At 59.2% G+C, this 15,219-nt stretch carries 27 protein-coding genes; all 27 read right to left on the bottom strand.

Annotated features, from left to right (window positions below; translation table 11 throughout):
• Nucleotides 1–102: 102 nt before the first annotated feature.
• Nucleotides 103–1,113 (bottom strand): DNA-directed RNA polymerase subunit alpha, encoded by a 1,011-nt coding sequence (locus tag J2045_RS09470; protein ID WP_062282933.1) that lies wholly within the window; start codon nt 1,111–1,113, stop codon nt 103–105.
• Nucleotides 1,114–1,210: 97 nt separating this feature from the next.
• The gene (gene rpsK, locus J2045_RS09465) at nt 1,211–1,600 is read right to left on the bottom strand and encodes a 30S ribosomal protein S11 (protein WP_015915761.1); all 390 of its coding nucleotides are present in this window, start codon (nt 1,598–1,600) and stop codon (nt 1,211–1,213) included.
• 129 nt (nt 1,601–1,729) lie between these two features.
• Entirely contained in the window at nt 1,730–2,098 is a 369-nt protein-coding gene (rpsM, locus tag J2045_RS09460; RefSeq protein ID WP_006728664.1) for a 30S ribosomal protein S13, read from the bottom strand.
• A gap of 231 nt (nt 2,099–2,329) precedes the next feature.
• Complete coding sequence (locus tag J2045_RS09455) at nt 2,330–2,980, bottom strand: adenylate kinase (RefSeq protein ID WP_307372018.1); 651 nt, start codon at nt 2,978–2,980, stop codon at nt 2,330–2,332.
• A complete protein-coding gene (gene secY / locus J2045_RS09450; protein WP_307372016.1) occupies nt 2,977–4,317 on the bottom strand; it encodes a preprotein translocase subunit SecY in 1,341 nt (446 codons plus the stop codon). The genes J2045_RS09455 and secY overlap by 4 nt, the downstream gene beginning before the upstream one ends.
• 238 nt (nt 4,318–4,555) lie before the next feature.
• Nucleotides 4,556–5,035, bottom strand: a complete 480-nt coding sequence (rplO, locus tag J2045_RS09445) for a 50S ribosomal protein L15 (RefSeq protein ID WP_166599553.1) — start codon at nt 5,033–5,035, stop codon at nt 4,556–4,558.
• A 16-nt stretch (nt 5,036–5,051) separates the two neighbouring features.
• The gene (rpmD, locus tag J2045_RS09440; RefSeq protein WP_006728669.1) at nt 5,052–5,261 is read right to left on the bottom strand and encodes a 50S ribosomal protein L30; all 210 of its coding nucleotides are present in this window, start codon (nt 5,259–5,261) and stop codon (nt 5,052–5,054) included.
• Nucleotides 5,262–5,275: 14 nt separating this feature from the next.
• Nucleotides 5,276–5,845, bottom strand: coding sequence for a 30S ribosomal protein S5 (gene rpsE, locus J2045_RS09435; RefSeq protein ID WP_102019775.1), 570 nt, complete (start codon nt 5,843–5,845; stop codon nt 5,276–5,278).
• 143 nt (nt 5,846–5,988) lie between these two features.
• On the bottom strand, nt 5,989–6,351 hold the full coding sequence (gene rplR / locus J2045_RS09430; RefSeq protein WP_054150972.1) for a 50S ribosomal protein L18: 363 nt from the start codon (nt 6,349–6,351) through the stop codon (nt 5,989–5,991).
• A gap of 12 nt (nt 6,352–6,363) precedes the next feature.
• Nucleotides 6,364–6,897: a 50S ribosomal protein L6 gene (gene rplF, locus J2045_RS09425; RefSeq protein WP_166599554.1), complete on the bottom strand. Its 534-nt coding sequence runs from the start codon at nt 6,895–6,897 to the stop codon at nt 6,364–6,366.
• A gap of 43 nt (nt 6,898–6,940) precedes the next feature.
• Complete coding sequence (gene rpsH / locus J2045_RS09420; protein WP_102019773.1) at nt 6,941–7,339, bottom strand: 30S ribosomal protein S8; 399 nt, start codon at nt 7,337–7,339, stop codon at nt 6,941–6,943.
• Nucleotides 7,340–7,351: 12 nt separating this feature from the next.
• A complete protein-coding gene (rpsN, locus tag J2045_RS09415) occupies nt 7,352–7,657 on the bottom strand; it encodes a 30S ribosomal protein S14 (protein WP_112247648.1) in 306 nt (101 codons plus the stop codon).
• Between the two features lie 33 nt (nt 7,658–7,690).
• A complete protein-coding gene (gene rplE, locus J2045_RS09410) occupies nt 7,691–8,248 on the bottom strand; it encodes a 50S ribosomal protein L5 (RefSeq protein WP_307372009.1) in 558 nt (185 codons plus the stop codon).
• On the bottom strand, nt 8,241–8,549 hold the full coding sequence (gene rplX, locus J2045_RS09405) for a 50S ribosomal protein L24 (RefSeq protein WP_102019770.1): 309 nt from the start codon (nt 8,547–8,549) through the stop codon (nt 8,241–8,243). The genes rplE and rplX overlap by 8 nt, the downstream gene beginning before the upstream one ends.
• A gap of 14 nt (nt 8,550–8,563) precedes the next feature.
• Entirely contained in the window at nt 8,564–8,932 is a 369-nt protein-coding gene (gene rplN / locus J2045_RS09400; RefSeq protein WP_006728677.1) for a 50S ribosomal protein L14, read from the bottom strand.
• A 228-nt stretch (nt 8,933–9,160) separates the two neighbouring features.
• Nucleotides 9,161–9,397, bottom strand: coding sequence for a 30S ribosomal protein S17 (gene rpsQ / locus J2045_RS09395; RefSeq protein WP_102019769.1), 237 nt, complete (start codon nt 9,395–9,397; stop codon nt 9,161–9,163).
• A 12-nt stretch (nt 9,398–9,409) separates the two neighbouring features.
• A complete protein-coding gene (gene rpmC / locus J2045_RS09390; protein ID WP_006728679.1) occupies nt 9,410–9,610 on the bottom strand; it encodes a 50S ribosomal protein L29 in 201 nt (66 codons plus the stop codon).
• An 11-nt stretch (nt 9,611–9,621) separates the two neighbouring features.
• Nucleotides 9,622–10,035 (bottom strand): 50S ribosomal protein L16, encoded by a 414-nt coding sequence (rplP, locus tag J2045_RS09385; protein ID WP_006728680.1) that lies wholly within the window; start codon nt 10,033–10,035, stop codon nt 9,622–9,624.
• 39 nt (nt 10,036–10,074) lie between these two features.
• Complete coding sequence (rpsC, locus tag J2045_RS09380) at nt 10,075–10,806, bottom strand: 30S ribosomal protein S3 (protein WP_166599555.1); 732 nt, start codon at nt 10,804–10,806, stop codon at nt 10,075–10,077.
• The gene (gene rplV / locus J2045_RS09375; protein ID WP_113462302.1) at nt 10,806–11,195 is read right to left on the bottom strand and encodes a 50S ribosomal protein L22; all 390 of its coding nucleotides are present in this window, start codon (nt 11,193–11,195) and stop codon (nt 10,806–10,808) included. Before rplV ends, rpsC begins: the two co-directional genes overlap by 1 nt.
• 2 nt (nt 11,196–11,197) lie before the next feature.
• Nucleotides 11,198–11,476 (bottom strand): 30S ribosomal protein S19, encoded by a 279-nt coding sequence (gene rpsS, locus J2045_RS09370; protein ID WP_102019766.1) that lies wholly within the window; start codon nt 11,474–11,476, stop codon nt 11,198–11,200.
• Between the two features lie 15 nt (nt 11,477–11,491).
• Entirely contained in the window at nt 11,492–12,328 is an 837-nt protein-coding gene (gene rplB, locus J2045_RS09365) for a 50S ribosomal protein L2 (RefSeq protein ID WP_166599556.1), read from the bottom strand.
• A 17-nt stretch (nt 12,329–12,345) separates the two neighbouring features.
• On the bottom strand, nt 12,346–12,639 hold the full coding sequence (locus J2045_RS09360; RefSeq protein WP_006728685.1) for a 50S ribosomal protein L23: 294 nt from the start codon (nt 12,637–12,639) through the stop codon (nt 12,346–12,348).
• Nucleotides 12,636–13,256 carry a 50S ribosomal protein L4 gene (rplD, locus tag J2045_RS09355; protein ID WP_307371999.1) on the bottom strand — a complete coding sequence of 207 codons (621 nt, stop codon included), beginning with the start codon at nt 13,254–13,256 and terminating at the stop codon, nt 12,636–12,638. Before rplD ends, J2045_RS09360 begins: the two co-directional genes overlap by 4 nt.
• 13 nt (nt 13,257–13,269) lie before the next feature.
• The gene (gene rplC / locus J2045_RS09350; RefSeq protein WP_006728687.1) at nt 13,270–13,908 is read right to left on the bottom strand and encodes a 50S ribosomal protein L3; all 639 of its coding nucleotides are present in this window, start codon (nt 13,906–13,908) and stop codon (nt 13,270–13,272) included.
• Between the two features lie 172 nt (nt 13,909–14,080).
• Nucleotides 14,081–14,389, bottom strand: a complete 309-nt coding sequence (gene rpsJ / locus J2045_RS09345) for a 30S ribosomal protein S10 (protein ID WP_006728688.1) — start codon at nt 14,387–14,389, stop codon at nt 14,081–14,083.
• Between the two features lie 377 nt (nt 14,390–14,766).
• A partial coding sequence (locus J2045_RS09340; RefSeq protein ID WP_307371996.1) for an EF-Tu C-terminal domain-related protein occupies nt 14,767–15,219 on the bottom strand: 453 nt, incomplete at its 5' end.

The raw sequence follows: 15,219 nt of genomic DNA, 5'->3' as shown, positions 1-15,219 counted from the left end.
AAGTGCAGGCTCTATCTCAGAGGCTGCCGTTTCCTGACACATACGGGCATTCGCCCGCAGTTTGACGGGGAAAGGCAGGTTTAGAGGCTGCCTTCACTGTTATTAATACTGGTCTTCGTAGCGCTTCGCGAGATCTTCGATGTTCTCGGGCGGCCATGCCGGTACTTCCATACCGAGGTGCAGGCCCATGGAAGCGAGAACTTCCTTGATTTCGTTCAGCGACTTGCGACCGAAGTTCGGCGTACGCAGCATTTCTGCTTCGGTCTTCTGGATCAGATCGCCGATGTAAACGATGTTGTCGTTCTTCAGGCAGTTTGCCGAGCGGACAGACAATTCGAGTTCATCGACCTTCTTGAGCAGAGCCGGGTTGAAGGCGAGTTCGGTGACCGACTCTTCTTCGACTTCCTTCTGCGGCTCGTCGAAGTTGACGAAGACGCCGAGCTGGTCCTGGAGAATGCGGGCCGCGAAAGCGACTGCATCTTCACCGGTGACCGAGCCATCGGTTTCGATGGTCATCAGCAGCTTGTCGTAGTCGAGAACCTGTCCTTCGCGGGTGTTTTCCACCTTGTAGGACACCTTCTTGACCGGCGAGTAGAGGCTGTCGACCGGGATGAGGCCGATCGGAGCATCTTCTGCGCGGTTACGCTCAGCCGGGACATAGCCCTTGCCGTTGTTGACCGTGAACTCCATGCGGATCTCGGCGCCCTCGTCGAGGGTGCAGATCACATGGTTGGGGTTCAGGATCTCGATGTCGCCAACCGTCTGGATGTCACCGGCGGTTACAACGCCCGGACCCTGCTTGCGGACAACCATGCGCTTGGCATCGTCGCCGTCCATCTTGATGGCGATTTCCTTGATGTTCAGGACGATGTCGGTGACATCTTCGCGAACGCCGGGGATAGACGAGAACTCGTGCAGAACGCCGTCGATCTGGACAGCCGTAACAGCTGCACCACGAAGCGACGACAGGAGAACGCGACGCAGAGCGTTACCGAGCGTCAGGCCGAAACCACGCTCAAGCGGCTCGGCGACGAGGGTCGCCTTGGTGCGGCCGGAGGAGGAAAATTCCACCTTGTTCGGCTTGATCAGTTCCTGCCAATTCTTCTGAATCATGATTTTACCTTCCGTTCGCCATCACCATTCAATCGTGACGGCCGAATATGAGAAGCACCGGGAAGGCGAACCGCCTGCCCGGCAAGACGAAGAATGATTAGACGCGACGCTTCTTGCGCGGACGGCAGCCATTGTGCGGGATCGGGGTCACGTCACGGATCGACGTGATCATGAAGCCGGCAGCCTGGAGGGCGCGCAGAGCGGACTCACGACCCGAACCCGGACCGCAAACTTCCACTTCAAGAGACTTCATGCCGTGTTCCTGGGCCTTCTTGGCGCAGTCTTCAGCAGCGATCTGGGCAGCGAACGGGGTCGACTTACGCGAACCCTTGAAGCCCTTCGCACCAGCAGACGACCAGGCAATTGCGTTGCCCTGTGCGTCGGTGATGGTGATCATCGTGTTGTTGAAGGTCGAGTTTACGTGGGCAACACCCGACGAGATATTCTTGCGTTCGCGACGGCGGACGCGTGTGGCTTCCTTGGCCATGGTCTTCCTTTCAGTTGATCTAAACACCGCCGTAATGCCAGCGGCTACACCAATCGAGGCAATAGGATTTAGGCAGTAGCCAGTAGTATCCCTACTGCCCACTGCCTATTGCCAACTGCCTCGAAAAAATTACTTCTTCTTACCAGCGATCGCCTTCGCCGGACCCTTACGGGTGCGGGCGTTGGTGTGCGTGCGCTGACCGCGAACCGGCAGACCACGACGATGGCGCAGGCCACGGTAGCAGCCGAGGTCCATCAGACGCTTGATGTTCATCGCGGTATCGCGACGCAGGTCACCTTCGACCTGGTAATCGCGGTCGATGGTTTCGCGGATCTGGAGGACTTCTGCGTCGGTCAGCTGGTGAACGCGCTTCTCAGCCGGAAGACCGACCTTCTCCATGATTTCCGATGCGAACTTCGGTCCAATCCCGTGAATATAGGTCAGCGCGATAACAACGCGCTTCGCAGTCGGGATGTTGACGCCAGCGATACGTGCCACGCCTATTCTCCTTGCTTCCAGTTGCCATCCGGCAAGTGGTGTCTCGTTACACGGCCCGAACAGACCGCAATTACAAATCGGGTTCTCAACAAGCCAAAACGACCGAACCCGGTCTTCCAACGTTTTGGAAGAACGCGCCGATCGCAGTCATGTCGCGAGTTGGCGCGGTCTTTAACGGAATCGGTCGACAAAAGCAACCGGCCCCGCGAAGATTCTTGGATCTACCGGGCTTCAGAGCCCGGTCAGGATGGCCTCGATCTCGCCGGTGACGGCATCGATCTCACCCATGCCGTCGACCGAATGCAGCTTACCCTTGGCGTGGTAATAGCCGATCAGCGGCGAGGTTTCCTTGTAGTAGGCCTGCAGACGGGTGCGGACCGTGTCCCTGTTGTCGTCGGGGCGGCGCTTGAAGTGGGTCGAGCCGCACTTGTCGCAGACGCCGTCCACCTTCGGCTTCAGGTTCTCATCGTGATAACCGGCCCCACAGTTGGCGCAGGTGTAACGACCGGCGATTCGATCGGCCAGGATCTCGTCGTCGACGCGGATCTCGATCACCGCCGAAAGGTCGAGGTTCTTGCCGTTCAGCATCGCTTCGGTGGCATCCGCCTGGACGAGCGTCCGCGGGAAGCCATCGAGGATGAAGCCTTTGGCACAATCGGGCGCATCGATGCGCTCGGCGACGATGGCGATGACGATGTCGTCGGAGACGAGCTTGCCGGCGTCCATGACTGCCTTGGCGCGCTTTCCGACTTCCGTGCCAGCAGCAACGGCGGCACGGAGCATATCACCGGTGGAGAGCTGCGGAATGCCGTGCTTCTCCACGATCCGCTGGGCCTGGGTCCCCTTGCCCGCGCCCGGCGGTCCTAACAGAATCAGTCTCATCGTCCCCTCTTTCCTCCACGCAACTTCGACTTCTTGATCAGACCCTCATATTGCTGAGCGATCAGATGTCCCTGGACCTGTGCTACAGTATCAAGGGTGACGCTGACAACAATCAAAAGCGAAGTACCACCAAGGGCTAATGGGATGCCCGTGCGTGCGATGAGGATTTCAGGCAGAACGCAGACGAAGACGAGGTAGACGGCGCCGACCACGGTGATGCGGGTCAGGACGTAGTCGATGTATTCGGCCGTGCGGTCACCGGGGCGTATGCCCGGGATAAAGCCGCCATGCTTCTTCAGATTGTCGGCAGTATCCTTCGGGTTGAAGACGATGGCCGTATAGAAGAAGGCGAAGAAGGCAATCAGCGCACCGTAGAGCAGCATATAGATCGGGTGACCATGCTGCAGAGAAGCGATGATGGTCGTCGCCCAGCCGGGCAGCGCCTGGTTGCCGGAGAAGCCGGCAGCCGTTGCAGGCAGCAGAAGCAGCGACGACGCGAAGATTGCCGGGATAACGCCTGCGGTGTTGAGCTTCAGCGGCAGGTGCGAGGTATCGCCCTGGAACATGCGATTGCCGACCTGGCGCTTCGGATACTGGATCAGAAGGCGGCGCTGGGCACGCTCGACGAAGACGATGAGCGCGATGACGCCGATCGCCACGACGATGACGGTGAGAATCAGCAGTGTGGACAGGGCACCAGTGCGGCCGAGTTCCAGCGTGTGAGCAATGGCCGTCGGAAGGCCGGCGGCGATGCCGGCGAAGATGATCAGCGAAATGCCGTTGCCGATGCCGCGCGAGGTGATCTGCTCACCGAGCCACATCAGGAACATGGTGCCGCCGAGCAGCGTCAGCACGGTGGAAATGCGGAAGAACCAGCCCGGATCGGCGACGATGCCCTGGCCCGATTCGAGGCCGACCGCGATACCGTAAGCCTGGAGCGTGCCGAGCAGCACGGTGCCGTAGCGGGTGTACTGGTTGATGATCTTGCGGCCCTGCTCGCCTTCCTTCTTCAGGTTCTCGAGCGCCGGTACGACAGATGTCATCAGCTGCACGATGATCGACGCGGAGATATAGGGCATGATGCCCAGCGCGAAGATCGCCATGCGCTCGACGGCACCGCCGGCAAACATGTTGAAAAGACCGAGGATACCACCGGACTGGCCCTGGAAGGCGGCGGCATAGGCCTCCGGGTTGAGGCCGGGCAGCGGAATATGCGTGCCGAGGCGATAGACCAGCAATGCGGCCAGGGTGAACCACAGTCGCTTCTTCAGATCTTCCGCCTTGGCGAAAGTCGAGAAGTTCAGGTTCGAGGCCAGTTGTTCCGCTGCAGAAGCCATAGAATTCTCCGCCAACCTAAACCGGCGACGGTGACCGTCAGAACCGGAGGCTATTCGTTCAAACTGTTTTCAGAAAACAGGGCGCGGGGAGAAGTTGCCAAGCAACCGCATGCCTCACACCCTTGTTTTCCAGATGACCCGGAAGACGAAACGACGTCCATTCCGTCCTGGGATCGTGAGGCTCACATATGGGAGCAAAATCGCCCGGTGTGAAGCACCCCGGGCGATTGTCTTTCACTTATTCAGCGGCTTCCTTGGCTGCTTCGAGCAGCTTGATGGAACCGCCAGCCTTTTCGATCTTCTCGACGGCGGCCTTGGAGGCGCCGGCAACTTCGATCGTCAGCTTTGCCTTCAGCTCACCGCCGGACAGGACGCGAACGCCGTCCTTGGCACGACGGATCACGCCAGCTGCCTTGAGCGAAGCGGCATCAACCGTTGCCTTGGCGTCCAGCTTGCCAGCATCGATCGCGGTCTGGATACGGCCGAGCGAAACGGTGACGTATTCAGAAGCGAAGATGTTGTTGAAGCCGCGCTTCGGCAGGCGACGATAGATCGGCATCTGGCCGCCTTCGAAGCCGTTGATGGCAACGCCCGAACGAGCCTTCTGACCCTTTACACCGCGACCACCGGTCTTGCCCTTGCCGGAACCGATACCGCGACCTACGCGGATACGTTCCTTAGAAGCGCCTTCGTTGTCTTTGATTTCATTCAGTTTCATGATGACTTCCCCCGTCTCACTTCTCGTCGACGACGCGAACGAGATGCTGGACAGCACGGATCATGCCTCGAACGGAAGGGGTATCTTCCAGGGTGCGGACCCGGTGCATCTTGTTGAGGCCCAAACCGACCAGCGTTGCGCGCTGGACTGCAGGACGGCGAATAGGCGAACCGATCTGCTCGACCGTGATCGTCTTTGCTTCAGTCTTCTTCGTAGCCTTGGCCATGGTTCAGACTCCTCTTATTCTTCAGCAGCGTTGCCAGAAGCAGCGCGGCGAGCCTGGAGGGTAGCATACTTCAGGCCACGCTGAGCAGCGACGTCCTTCGGATGCACCTGGTGCTTCAGGGCGTCGAACGTAGCGCGAACCATGTTGTAGGGGTTCGACGAACCGGTCGACTTGGCGACGACGTCGTGCATGCCGAGCGTTTCGAAGACGGCGCGCATCGGGCCACCGGCGATGATACCGGTACCGGCCTTGGCGGAACGCAGCAGAACCTTGCCGGCGCCATGACGGCCGTTGACGTCGTGATGCAGCGTACGACCGTCACGAAGCGGAACGAAAATCATGTCGCGCTTGGCAGCTTCCGTTGCCTTGCGGATGGCTTCCGGCACTTCACGTGCCTTGCCATGGCCGAAGCCTACGCGACCCTTCTGGTCGCCGACGACGACGAGGGCTGCGAAGCCGAAACGACGGCCGCCCTTGACGACCTTAGCGACGCGGTTGATCGCGACCAGCTTGTCGACGAACTCGCTATCGCGCTCTTCACGGTTCTGGCGATCATCGCGCGAACCACGCTTTTCTTGTGCCATTGTCCTTTTCCTTTTTCTTTTCCGGGTGCAATCGGCAGATTACGCAAAGTTCCACCCTGCCCTGTTGGGTCAAGGTGGAATCCGGTGTGACCGGCTTAAAGCCGGAAATCCACCCGAACGCAAGTCCGGGTGGAAATTCTTGATCAGAAGGTCAGACCACCTTCACGAGCCGCTTCGGCGAGAGCCTTGATGCGGCCATGATAGATGAAGGCGCCACGATCGAAGACAACTTCGTTCACGCCAGCCTTGACGGCGCGCTCGGCAACCAGCTTGCCAACGGCAGCAGCTGCTGCGATGTCGGCGCCGGTCTTGAGCTCGGCCTTCAGGCCGCCATCGAGGGTCGAAGCTGCGGCAAGGGTCTTGCCAGCGACGTCGTCGATGATCTGAGCGTAGATGTTCTTCGAAGAGCGATGTACCGACAGACGCGGACGGCCATTTGCCACCGCCTTGATCTGACGCCGTACGCGGTTCGCACGGCGAACAAGTGCTTCTTTTCTGCTTGCCATTTCGCGCGATCCTTACTTCTTCTTGCCTTCTTTGCGGACGATCCGCTCTTCGGCATACTTGACGCCCTTGCCCTTATAGGGCTCCGGACCGCGATATTCGCGGATCTCGGCGGCGACCTGACCGACCTGCTGCTTGTTGATGCCGGACACGATGATTTCGGTCGGCTTCGGAACAGCAATGGTGATGCCAACCGGCGGCTCATAAACAACGTCATGGCTGAAGCCGAGTGCCAGCTGCAGGTTCTTGCCCTGCAGCGACGCGCGGTAACCGACGCCGTTGATTTCGAGCTTGCGCTCGTAGCCGTCCTTCACACCCTTCAGGATGTTCTCGACCATGGTGCGGGACATGCCCCACTTGGAACGAGCGTCCTTGGAGTCGTTGATCGGCTGTACGACAACAGCGTTGTCTTCGAGCTTCACGGAGATTTCGTCATTTGCGACGAAGAAAAGTTCACCCTTCGGGCCCTTGACGGAGACCTTCTGGCCTTCGACAGAGGCGGTCACGCCAGCCGGAACCGGAACGGGCTTCTTACCGATACGAGACATAGTTTTTATCCTGTCTGTTCGCTATGGAGATCCCCTGCCCGTCTTAGAAGACGGAGCAGAGTACCTCACCACCAACGTTCTGTTCGCGAGCCTGGTGATCGGCCATCACACCCTTCGGAGTCGAAAGGATGGTGATGCCGAGGCCGTTCGCGACCTGCGGGATGGACTTAACCGAGACATAGACTCGGCGGCCCGGCTTGGATACGCGACCGATTTCGCGAATGACCGAAGAACCTTCGTAGTACTTCAGTTCGATCGTGAGTTCGGACTTGCCATTGCCGTAATCGACCTGGCTGTAGCCACGGATGTAACCTTCGGCCTGCAGAACGTCGAGAACGCGGGCGCGGAGATTGGAAGCCGGAGTGGAGACGGAGCTCTTGCGGCGAGCGGCGCCATTCCGGATACGGGTGAGCATATCGCCCAACGGATCAGTCATCGTCATATTGCCGTCTCCTTACCAGCTCGACTTCACAACGCCCGGCACCTTGCCGGTGTTGCCAAGCTCGCGAAGCGCGATACGCGACATTCCAAGCTTGCGATAGAATGCACGCGGACGACCGGTGACTTCGCAACGGTTGCGAATACGGGTCTTGGAGCCATCGCGCGGCAGTTCTGCCAGCTTCAGGGTGGCCTTGAACCGCTCTTCAATCGAAAGAGACTGGTTCATGATGATCGCCTTCAGACCGGCACGCTTGGCGGCCTGGCTTGCGACGATCTTGCGGCGGCGCTTGTTCTTTTCAACTGCGCTTGTCTTCGCCATATGGAAGTTCCTCTTCTACGCTCGTCGTTACGGTTACTGACGGAACGGGAAGTTGAACTCTTTCAGAAGAGCCCGAGCTTCGTCGTCGTTGGTCGCCGTCGTGCAAACGATGATGTCCATGCCCCACATCTGATCAACCTTGTCGTAGTTGATCTCCGGGAACACAATGTGCTCCTTGATGCCCATGGCGAAGTTGCCACGGCCGTCGAAGGACTTCGGGTTCAGGCCGCGGAAGTCGCGAACGCGCGGAAGCGCGATGTTGACCAGGCGGTCCAGGAACTCATACATGCGGGCGCCGCGCAGGGTGACCTTTGCGCCGATCGGCATGTTTTCGCGGACCTTGAAGCCTGCGATCGAGTTGCGAGCCTTGGTGATGACCGGCTTCTGGCCGGCGATCGCTGCAAGGTCGGCAGCCGCAACAGTGGGCTTCTTGGAGTCGGCAGTTGCCTCGCCCACGCCCATGTTGATGACGATCTTGTCGAGCTTCGGGATCTGCATTTCGTTGGCGAAGGAGAACTGCTCCTGCATCGCCTTGCGAATGCGATTTACGTATTCAGCCTTGAGCCGCGGCTCATACTTTGCCTCAGCCATCGATCACTTCTCCCGAACGCTTGGCCACACGAACCTTCTTGCCGTCAACGACCTTGAAACCGACGCGGGTCGGCTTGCCGTCCTTGTCGGCGATCGCGATGTTCGACAGATGGATCGAGGCTTCCTTGCTGATGATGCCGGCTTCCGTGGTCTGCGTCTGGCGCTGATGGCGCTTGACAACATTGATGCCACGGACGACCGCACGGTCTTCCTTCGGCATGACCTGGAGGACTTCGCCCGAACGGCCCTTGTCCTTGCCAGCGAGTACGACGACCTTGTCGCCCTTGCGGATCTTATTCATCGCTTCCCGCTCCCTTACAGTACTTCTGGAGCCAGCGAGATGATCTTCATGTGGTTCTTGGCGCGAAGTTCGCGCGGAACCGGTCCGAAGATACGGGTGCCGATCGGCTCTTTCTTGTTGTCGATAAGAACAGCTGCGTTGTTATCGAATCGAATGACGCTGCCGTCAGCGCGACGGATGTCCTTGGCGGTGCGAACGACAACCGCCTTCATCACGTCACCCTTCTTCACGCGGCCGCGCGGGATAGCTTCCTTGATCGAAACGACGATGATGTCGCCGATGGAAGCGTACTTGCGCTTGGAACCGCCCAGCACCTTGATGCACATGACACGACGTGCGCCGGAATTATCCGCGACGTCGAGGTTAGTCTGCATCTGAATCATGTCAGGTCGCCTTCTTGTTGTAACCCGAGCGGTTGGGCCGAGGCCCCCTATTCGGGCTTATGATAAATTTCTGATGTGCGCGGGAAGACAAATACAGGGTGGTTTCCCATAGGGACCTTCCGTGCGCTCAAAGCAAAAGAACGCCCGATTCCGAGCGTTCTCTGCCAGTGGTCTGCTTCATACAGATTTCTGCGCAAGGTGCAAGCCCTTGCGCAGGAAGTCCGTAAATTAAGCCTGGGCGGCAATCACCGTCCAGCACTTGTCCTTGGAGATCGGTGCACATTCCTGGATGGAAACGACGTCACCGGTCTTGTACTGGTTGTTCTCGTCATGTGCCTTGTACTTCTTGGACCGGCGAACGGTCTTCTGAAGCAGCGGGTGGGCGAATCGACGCTCAACGCGAACGACGATGGTCTTGTCGTTCTTATCGCTGACAACTACGCCCTGCAGAATGCGTTTCGGCATATTTCTCGGTCCTTAGGCCTTGGCTTCTGCCGCCTTCTGGCGGGCAATGGTTTTCACGCGTGCGATATCACGACGGACTTCCTGAATACGGGAAGACTTCTCGAGCTGGCCAGTGGCCTTCTGGAAGCGCAGGTTGAACTGCTCCTTCTTCAGCTTTGCAAGCTCGTCGTTCAGCTGGTCAGCGCTCATGGCGCGTACATCTACGGCTTTCATCGACTTGATCCTCACTCTGCAATGCGCTGTACGAAGCGCGTCGTGACAGAGAGCTTGGCGGAACCGAGGCGAAGAGCCTCGCGCGCGATCTCTTCCGATACGCCGTCGATCTCGAACATGATACGACCAGGCTTGACCTTGCATGCCCAGTATTCGACCGAACCCTTACCCTTACCCATACGAACTTCGGTCGGCTTTGCCGTGACCGGAACGTCAGGGAATACGCGGATCCACACGCGACCAGCACGCTTCATATAGCGGGTGATCGCACGACGGGCTGCTTCAATTTCGCGAGCGTTCACGCGGTTCGGTTCCAGAGCCTTAAGGCCGAATTCACCGAATGCCAGATCAAAACCGCCCTTGGCGACGCCCTTGATGCGGCCCTTGAACTGCTTGCGGTACTTTGTACGCTTTGGCTGCAACATTTTCTTACTTCTCCGAGCTTATCTTTCGCCAGCGTTCAATCAAGCGTTCTCGCGGCGACGGTCGCCACGATCACCGCGTTCACGGCTTGCGGGACCCTGGGCATCGCCCTCCATCGCACGACGTTCCGATGCCATCGGATCGTGCTCGAGGATTTCGCCCTTGAAGATCCAGACCTTTACGCCGCAGATGCCGTATGCGGTTTCGGCTTCAGCCGTACCGTAATCGATGTCTGCACGCAGGGTGTGGAGCGGAACGCGACCTTCGCGGTACCATTCGGTACGAGCGATTTCGGCACCACCGAGACGGCCGGCGCAGGTGATCTTGATGCCTTCGGCACCCAGACGCATGGCCGACTGAACGGCGCGCTTCATGGCGCGACGGAATGCGATACGACGCTCGAGCTGCTGGGTGATCGACTGAGCAACGAGCGTTGCGTCGATTTCCGGCTTACGCACTTCAACGATGTTGAGGTGCGTTTCCGAGTTCGTCATCGACGAGATCTTCTTGCGAAGCTTCTCGATGTCTGCACCCTTCTTGCCGATGATCAGACCCGGACGAGCCGAGTGGATCGTGACGCGGCACTTCTTGTGCGGACGCTCGATGACGACCTTGGCGATGCCGGCCTGCTTGAGCTCTTCCATGAGGTAGGCGCGGATCTTCAGGTCTTCGTGCAGAAGCTTGCCGTATTCGGCGTTGTCTGCAAACCAGCGGCTATCCCAGGTGCGATTGATCCCGAGACGGAAGCCAATCGGATTGATTTTCTGACCCATTATGCGGCCTCCCCTTTGGCTTCGACTTCACGCACCACGATGGTGAGGTGCGAGAACGGCTTTTCGATGCGCGAAGCGCGGCCGCGGCCACGAGCGTGGAAACGCTTCATGGTGATCGACTTGCCAACATAGGCCTCGGCGACGATCAGCTGATCGACGTCGAGATCATGGTTGTTCTCGGCGTTGGCGATTGCGGACTCAAGGGTCTTGCGGACCGTGCCTGCAATGCGCTTGCGGGAGAATTCCAGGTCAGCGAGAGCGCGCTCGACCTTCTTGCCGCGGATGAGCGCGGCAACCAGGTTGAGCTTCTGGGGGCTGACGCGGATCGTGCGGGCGACTGCCTGCGCTTCGTTGTCCTTCAGCCGGCGTTCGGCTTTTGCCTTGCCCATCGTTACTTCCTCTTCGCCTTCTTGTCCGCACCGTGACCGTAATAGGTCCGGGTGGGAGCGAATTCACCGAACTTGTGACCGACCATGTCTTCGTTGACAGAGACGGGCACATGCTTGCTGCCGTTGTAGACGCCGAAGGTGAGACCGACGAACTGCGGCAGGATGGTGGAGCGACGGCTCCACATCTTGATCACTTCATTGCGACCTGTCTCGCGAACCTTCTCAGCCTTCTTGAGAAGATAGCCGTCGACGAACGGGCCTTTCCATACTGAACGAGCCATTTCTGACTACCTCTCTTACTTCTTCTTCAGGTGGCGCGAGCGCATGATGAACTTGTCGGTCGACTTGTTCGAGCGAGTCCGCTTGCCCTTGGTGGGCTTGCCCCACGGGGAAACCGGGTGACGACCACCGGAGGTGCGGCCTTCACCACCACCGTGCGGGTGGTCGACCGGGTTCATGACGACACCGCGGTTGTGCGGGGTCTTGCCGCGCCAGCGGGTGCGACCGGCCTTGCCGTCGTTGGTGTTGCCGTGGTCCGGGTTGGAAACGGCGCCGATGGTGGCCAGGCAGGAGCCCGGAACCAGACGCTGCTCACCCGAGTTCAGGCGCAGAATCGCCATGCCGGCATCGCGGCCGACGAGCTGGACGTAGGTGCCGGCAGAACGAGCGATCTGACCGCCCTTGGCGGGCTTCATTTCGACGTTGTGCACAATCGAGCCGACCGGAATGAACTGGAGCGGCATGGTGTTGCCCGGCTTGACGTCAACAGCCTTCTGGGAAGCGATGACCTTGTCGCCCGCTGCAAGACGCTGCGGAGCCAGGATGTAGGCCTGCTCGCCGTCCGTGTAGGTCACGAGAGCGATGAAGGCCGAACGGTTCGGGTCGTATTCCAGGCGCTCGACGGTGCCTTCGACGTCGAACTTGCGACGCTTGAAGTCAACCAGACGATAGGTGCGCTTGTGACCGCCACCGATGAAGCGAGCGGTGATGCGACCGTAGTTGTTACGGCCACCACTCTTGGAGAGACCTTCCGTCAGCGCCTTGACCGGCTTGCCCTTCCAGAGGCCAGAACGGTCGACGATGACCAGCTGACGCTGGCTCGGGGTCGTCGGATTGTAGCTTTTCAATGCCATTGTTCTTGTTCCCTACCTCAGACGCCCGTCGACACGTCGATGGACTGACCTTCGGCGAGCGTCACGACGGCCTTCTTGACGTCCTTCTGCTTGCCGGCGAAGCCGCGGAAACGCTTGGTCTTGCCCTTGCGGACGAGCGTATTGACGGCGGTGACCTTGACGCCGAAGAGAGCCTCGACAGCAGCCTTGATTTCCGGCTTGCTGGCACCCTTGGCGACGTTGAAGACGACCTGGTTGAACTCAGACACCATGGTCGACTTTTCCGTGATCGACGGAGATACGATCACGTCGTAGTGGCGAAGATCCGTCATTTGAACCGCTCCTCCAGAGCTTCCACAGCAGCCTTCGACAGGACGAGCTTGCCGCGGCGCAGGATGTCATAAACGTTGATGCCCTGAACCGGCAGAACATCGATGTTCGGGATGTTCGAAGCGGCGAGCTTGAAGTTGCTGTCGATTTCGGCACCGCCGATGACGAGAGCGTTGGTGAGGCCGAGCGAGGCGAAGTTACCGACGAGCAGCTTGGTCTTGGCTTCAGCAGCCACCAGGTTGTCGACGATGATCACGTCTTCCGACTTCATCTTTGCAGAGAGGGCGTGGCGCAGAGCGAGCGCACGAACCTTCTTCGGCAGGTCATGGGCGTGGCTGCGAACAACCGGGCCATGAGCCTTACCACCGCCGCGGAACTGCGGAGCGCGGGCCGAATGGTGACGAGCACGACCGGTGCCCTTCTGCTTGTACATCTTGGAACCGGTGCGGGAAACTTCCGAACGGCCCTTGGTCTTGTGCGTACCCTGGCGCTTCTTGGCCAGCTGGTAGCGGATCATGCGCGCGATCAGATCTTCGCGGGGATCCAGACCGAAGATTTCGTCCGACAGAGAAACCTTGCCGGCGTCCTTGCCCTCGAGGGTCTTGACGTTGAATTCCATGTGCTTGGCTCCCTTACTTCGCCGACTTGACGGCGTCGCGGACGATGATCCAGGAACCCTTGGAACCGGGAACAGCGCCCTTCACAAGGATGAGACCACGATCTTCATCGGTCGAAACGACTTCGAGGTTCTGGGTGGTGACGCGCGTCTGGCCCATGTGACCAGCCATGCGCTTGCCCTTCCAGACCTTGCCCGGATCCTGGTTCGAACCGGTCGAACCGTGCGAACGGTGCGAAACGGAAACACCGTGGGTAGCGCGCAGACCGCCGAAGTTGTGGCGCTTCATGGCACCAGCAAAACCCTTACCGATCGTCGTGCCCGTGACGTCGACCAGCTGGCCGGCTTCAAAATGGCTCGCGGTCAGCTGTGCGCCGACATCGATGAGGTTGTCTTCGGAAACGCGGAATTCGACGAGCTTGGCCTTGGGCTCAACGCTCGCAGCTGCGAAGTGACCACGAAGGCCCTTCGACGTGTTCTTCACCTTCGACGTACCGGCACCGAGCTGAAGCGCGACATAGCCGTTCTTGTCGGCCGTGCGCTGAGCTACGACCTGTACGTTATCCAGACGCAGAACTGTTACCGGGATATGTTCGCCGGCGTCGTTATAGACGCGGGTCATTCCCACTTTCTGTGCAATCACACCTGAACGCATTGGTTCATTCCTCTTGAGAGTCGCGGCCGGGACAAGTGATCCAGGCCTTTCCTCTTTGTTTAAGGATTCCACTCAGGCCCTTCCGAACCATCGGGTTTCCCGTTTCGAGAAGTCGTTGGCAGGTCTTGCCACGTACCTTCCTTGTTATTACGGCTCTCGCCGGAATCTCTTCTTAGAGCTTGATCTCGACGTCTACGCCGGCAGCCAGGTCGAGCTTCATCAGCGCGTCCACGGTCTGCGGAGTCGGGTCTACGATGTCGAGAAGACGCTTGTGCGTGCGCATTTCGAACTGTTCGCGGCTCTTCTTGTCGACGTGCGGCGAACGGTTGACGGTAAATTTTTCGATGCGTGTCGGGAGCGGTACCGGGCCGCGAACGCTTGCACCGGTGCGCTTGGCGGTCGAGACGATCTCGCGCGTAGAGGCATCGAGAACCCGGTGATCAAACGCCTTGAGGCGGATGCGGATATTCTGGCCGTTCATTCGACTTGTCCTTGTTTCTTTTCTTGCGTCCCGCATACGCAGAGACAGTGAATTACCATGACTGGCCGGCCCCAAATTTTCAAAAATCACAGCGGACACGCTTGGCGCCGCTGTCACTCTTTGTCGTCATGAGGAGCCCTGCCGAACTCGACCCGTCACCAGGTCTTGAAATCTGCAGCGCTAAGAACTGACGGTGCAAATCACCGTGCGATTCTGATCGTGGCCGGCGACATACACCGCAATCGGCCTTTCGTCAATGCGCCCTACGGGACGAAATGGCGACATGCGTGCTATCTGCATGTCTGGCTTGCGCCAGGCAGCAGACGGAAACGAAAAGCGGCCTCGGACGCGAAGCCCGAGGCCGCTTGTTCAATCGATTACTCGATGATCGAGGCGACGATGCCGGCGCCGACGGTACGACCGCCTTCGCGGATCGCGAAGCGCAGCTTTTCTTCCATCGCGATCGGAACGATCAGCTCAACCTGAACCGTGACGTTGTCGCCCGGCATGACCATTTCCGTGCCTTCCGGAAGCGAGACGATACCCGTCACGTCCGTCGTGCGGAAGTAGAACTGCGGACGATAGTTGGTGAAGAACGGCGTATGACGGCCGCCTTCTTCCTTCGTCAGGATGTAGGCTTCTGCCATGAACTTCTTGTGCGGCTTGACCGAACCCGGCTTGCACAGAACCTGACCACGCTCGACGTCGTCACGCTGGATACCACGAACCAGTGCACCGATGTTGTCGCCGGCCTGGCCCTGGTCGAGCAGCTTGCGGAACATTTCAACGCCGGTAACCGTCGTCTTCTTGGTGTCGCGGATGCCGACGAA

Origin of the sequence: Peteryoungia aggregata LMG 23059 (genome assembly GCF_030814435.1) — a bacterium.
Lineage (GTDB): Bacteria > Pseudomonadota > Alphaproteobacteria > Rhizobiales > Rhizobiaceae > Allorhizobium > Allorhizobium aggregatum.
Note: the sequence above shows the minus strand (reverse complement) of the source record. Positions and strands in the feature narration are given on the sequence as shown.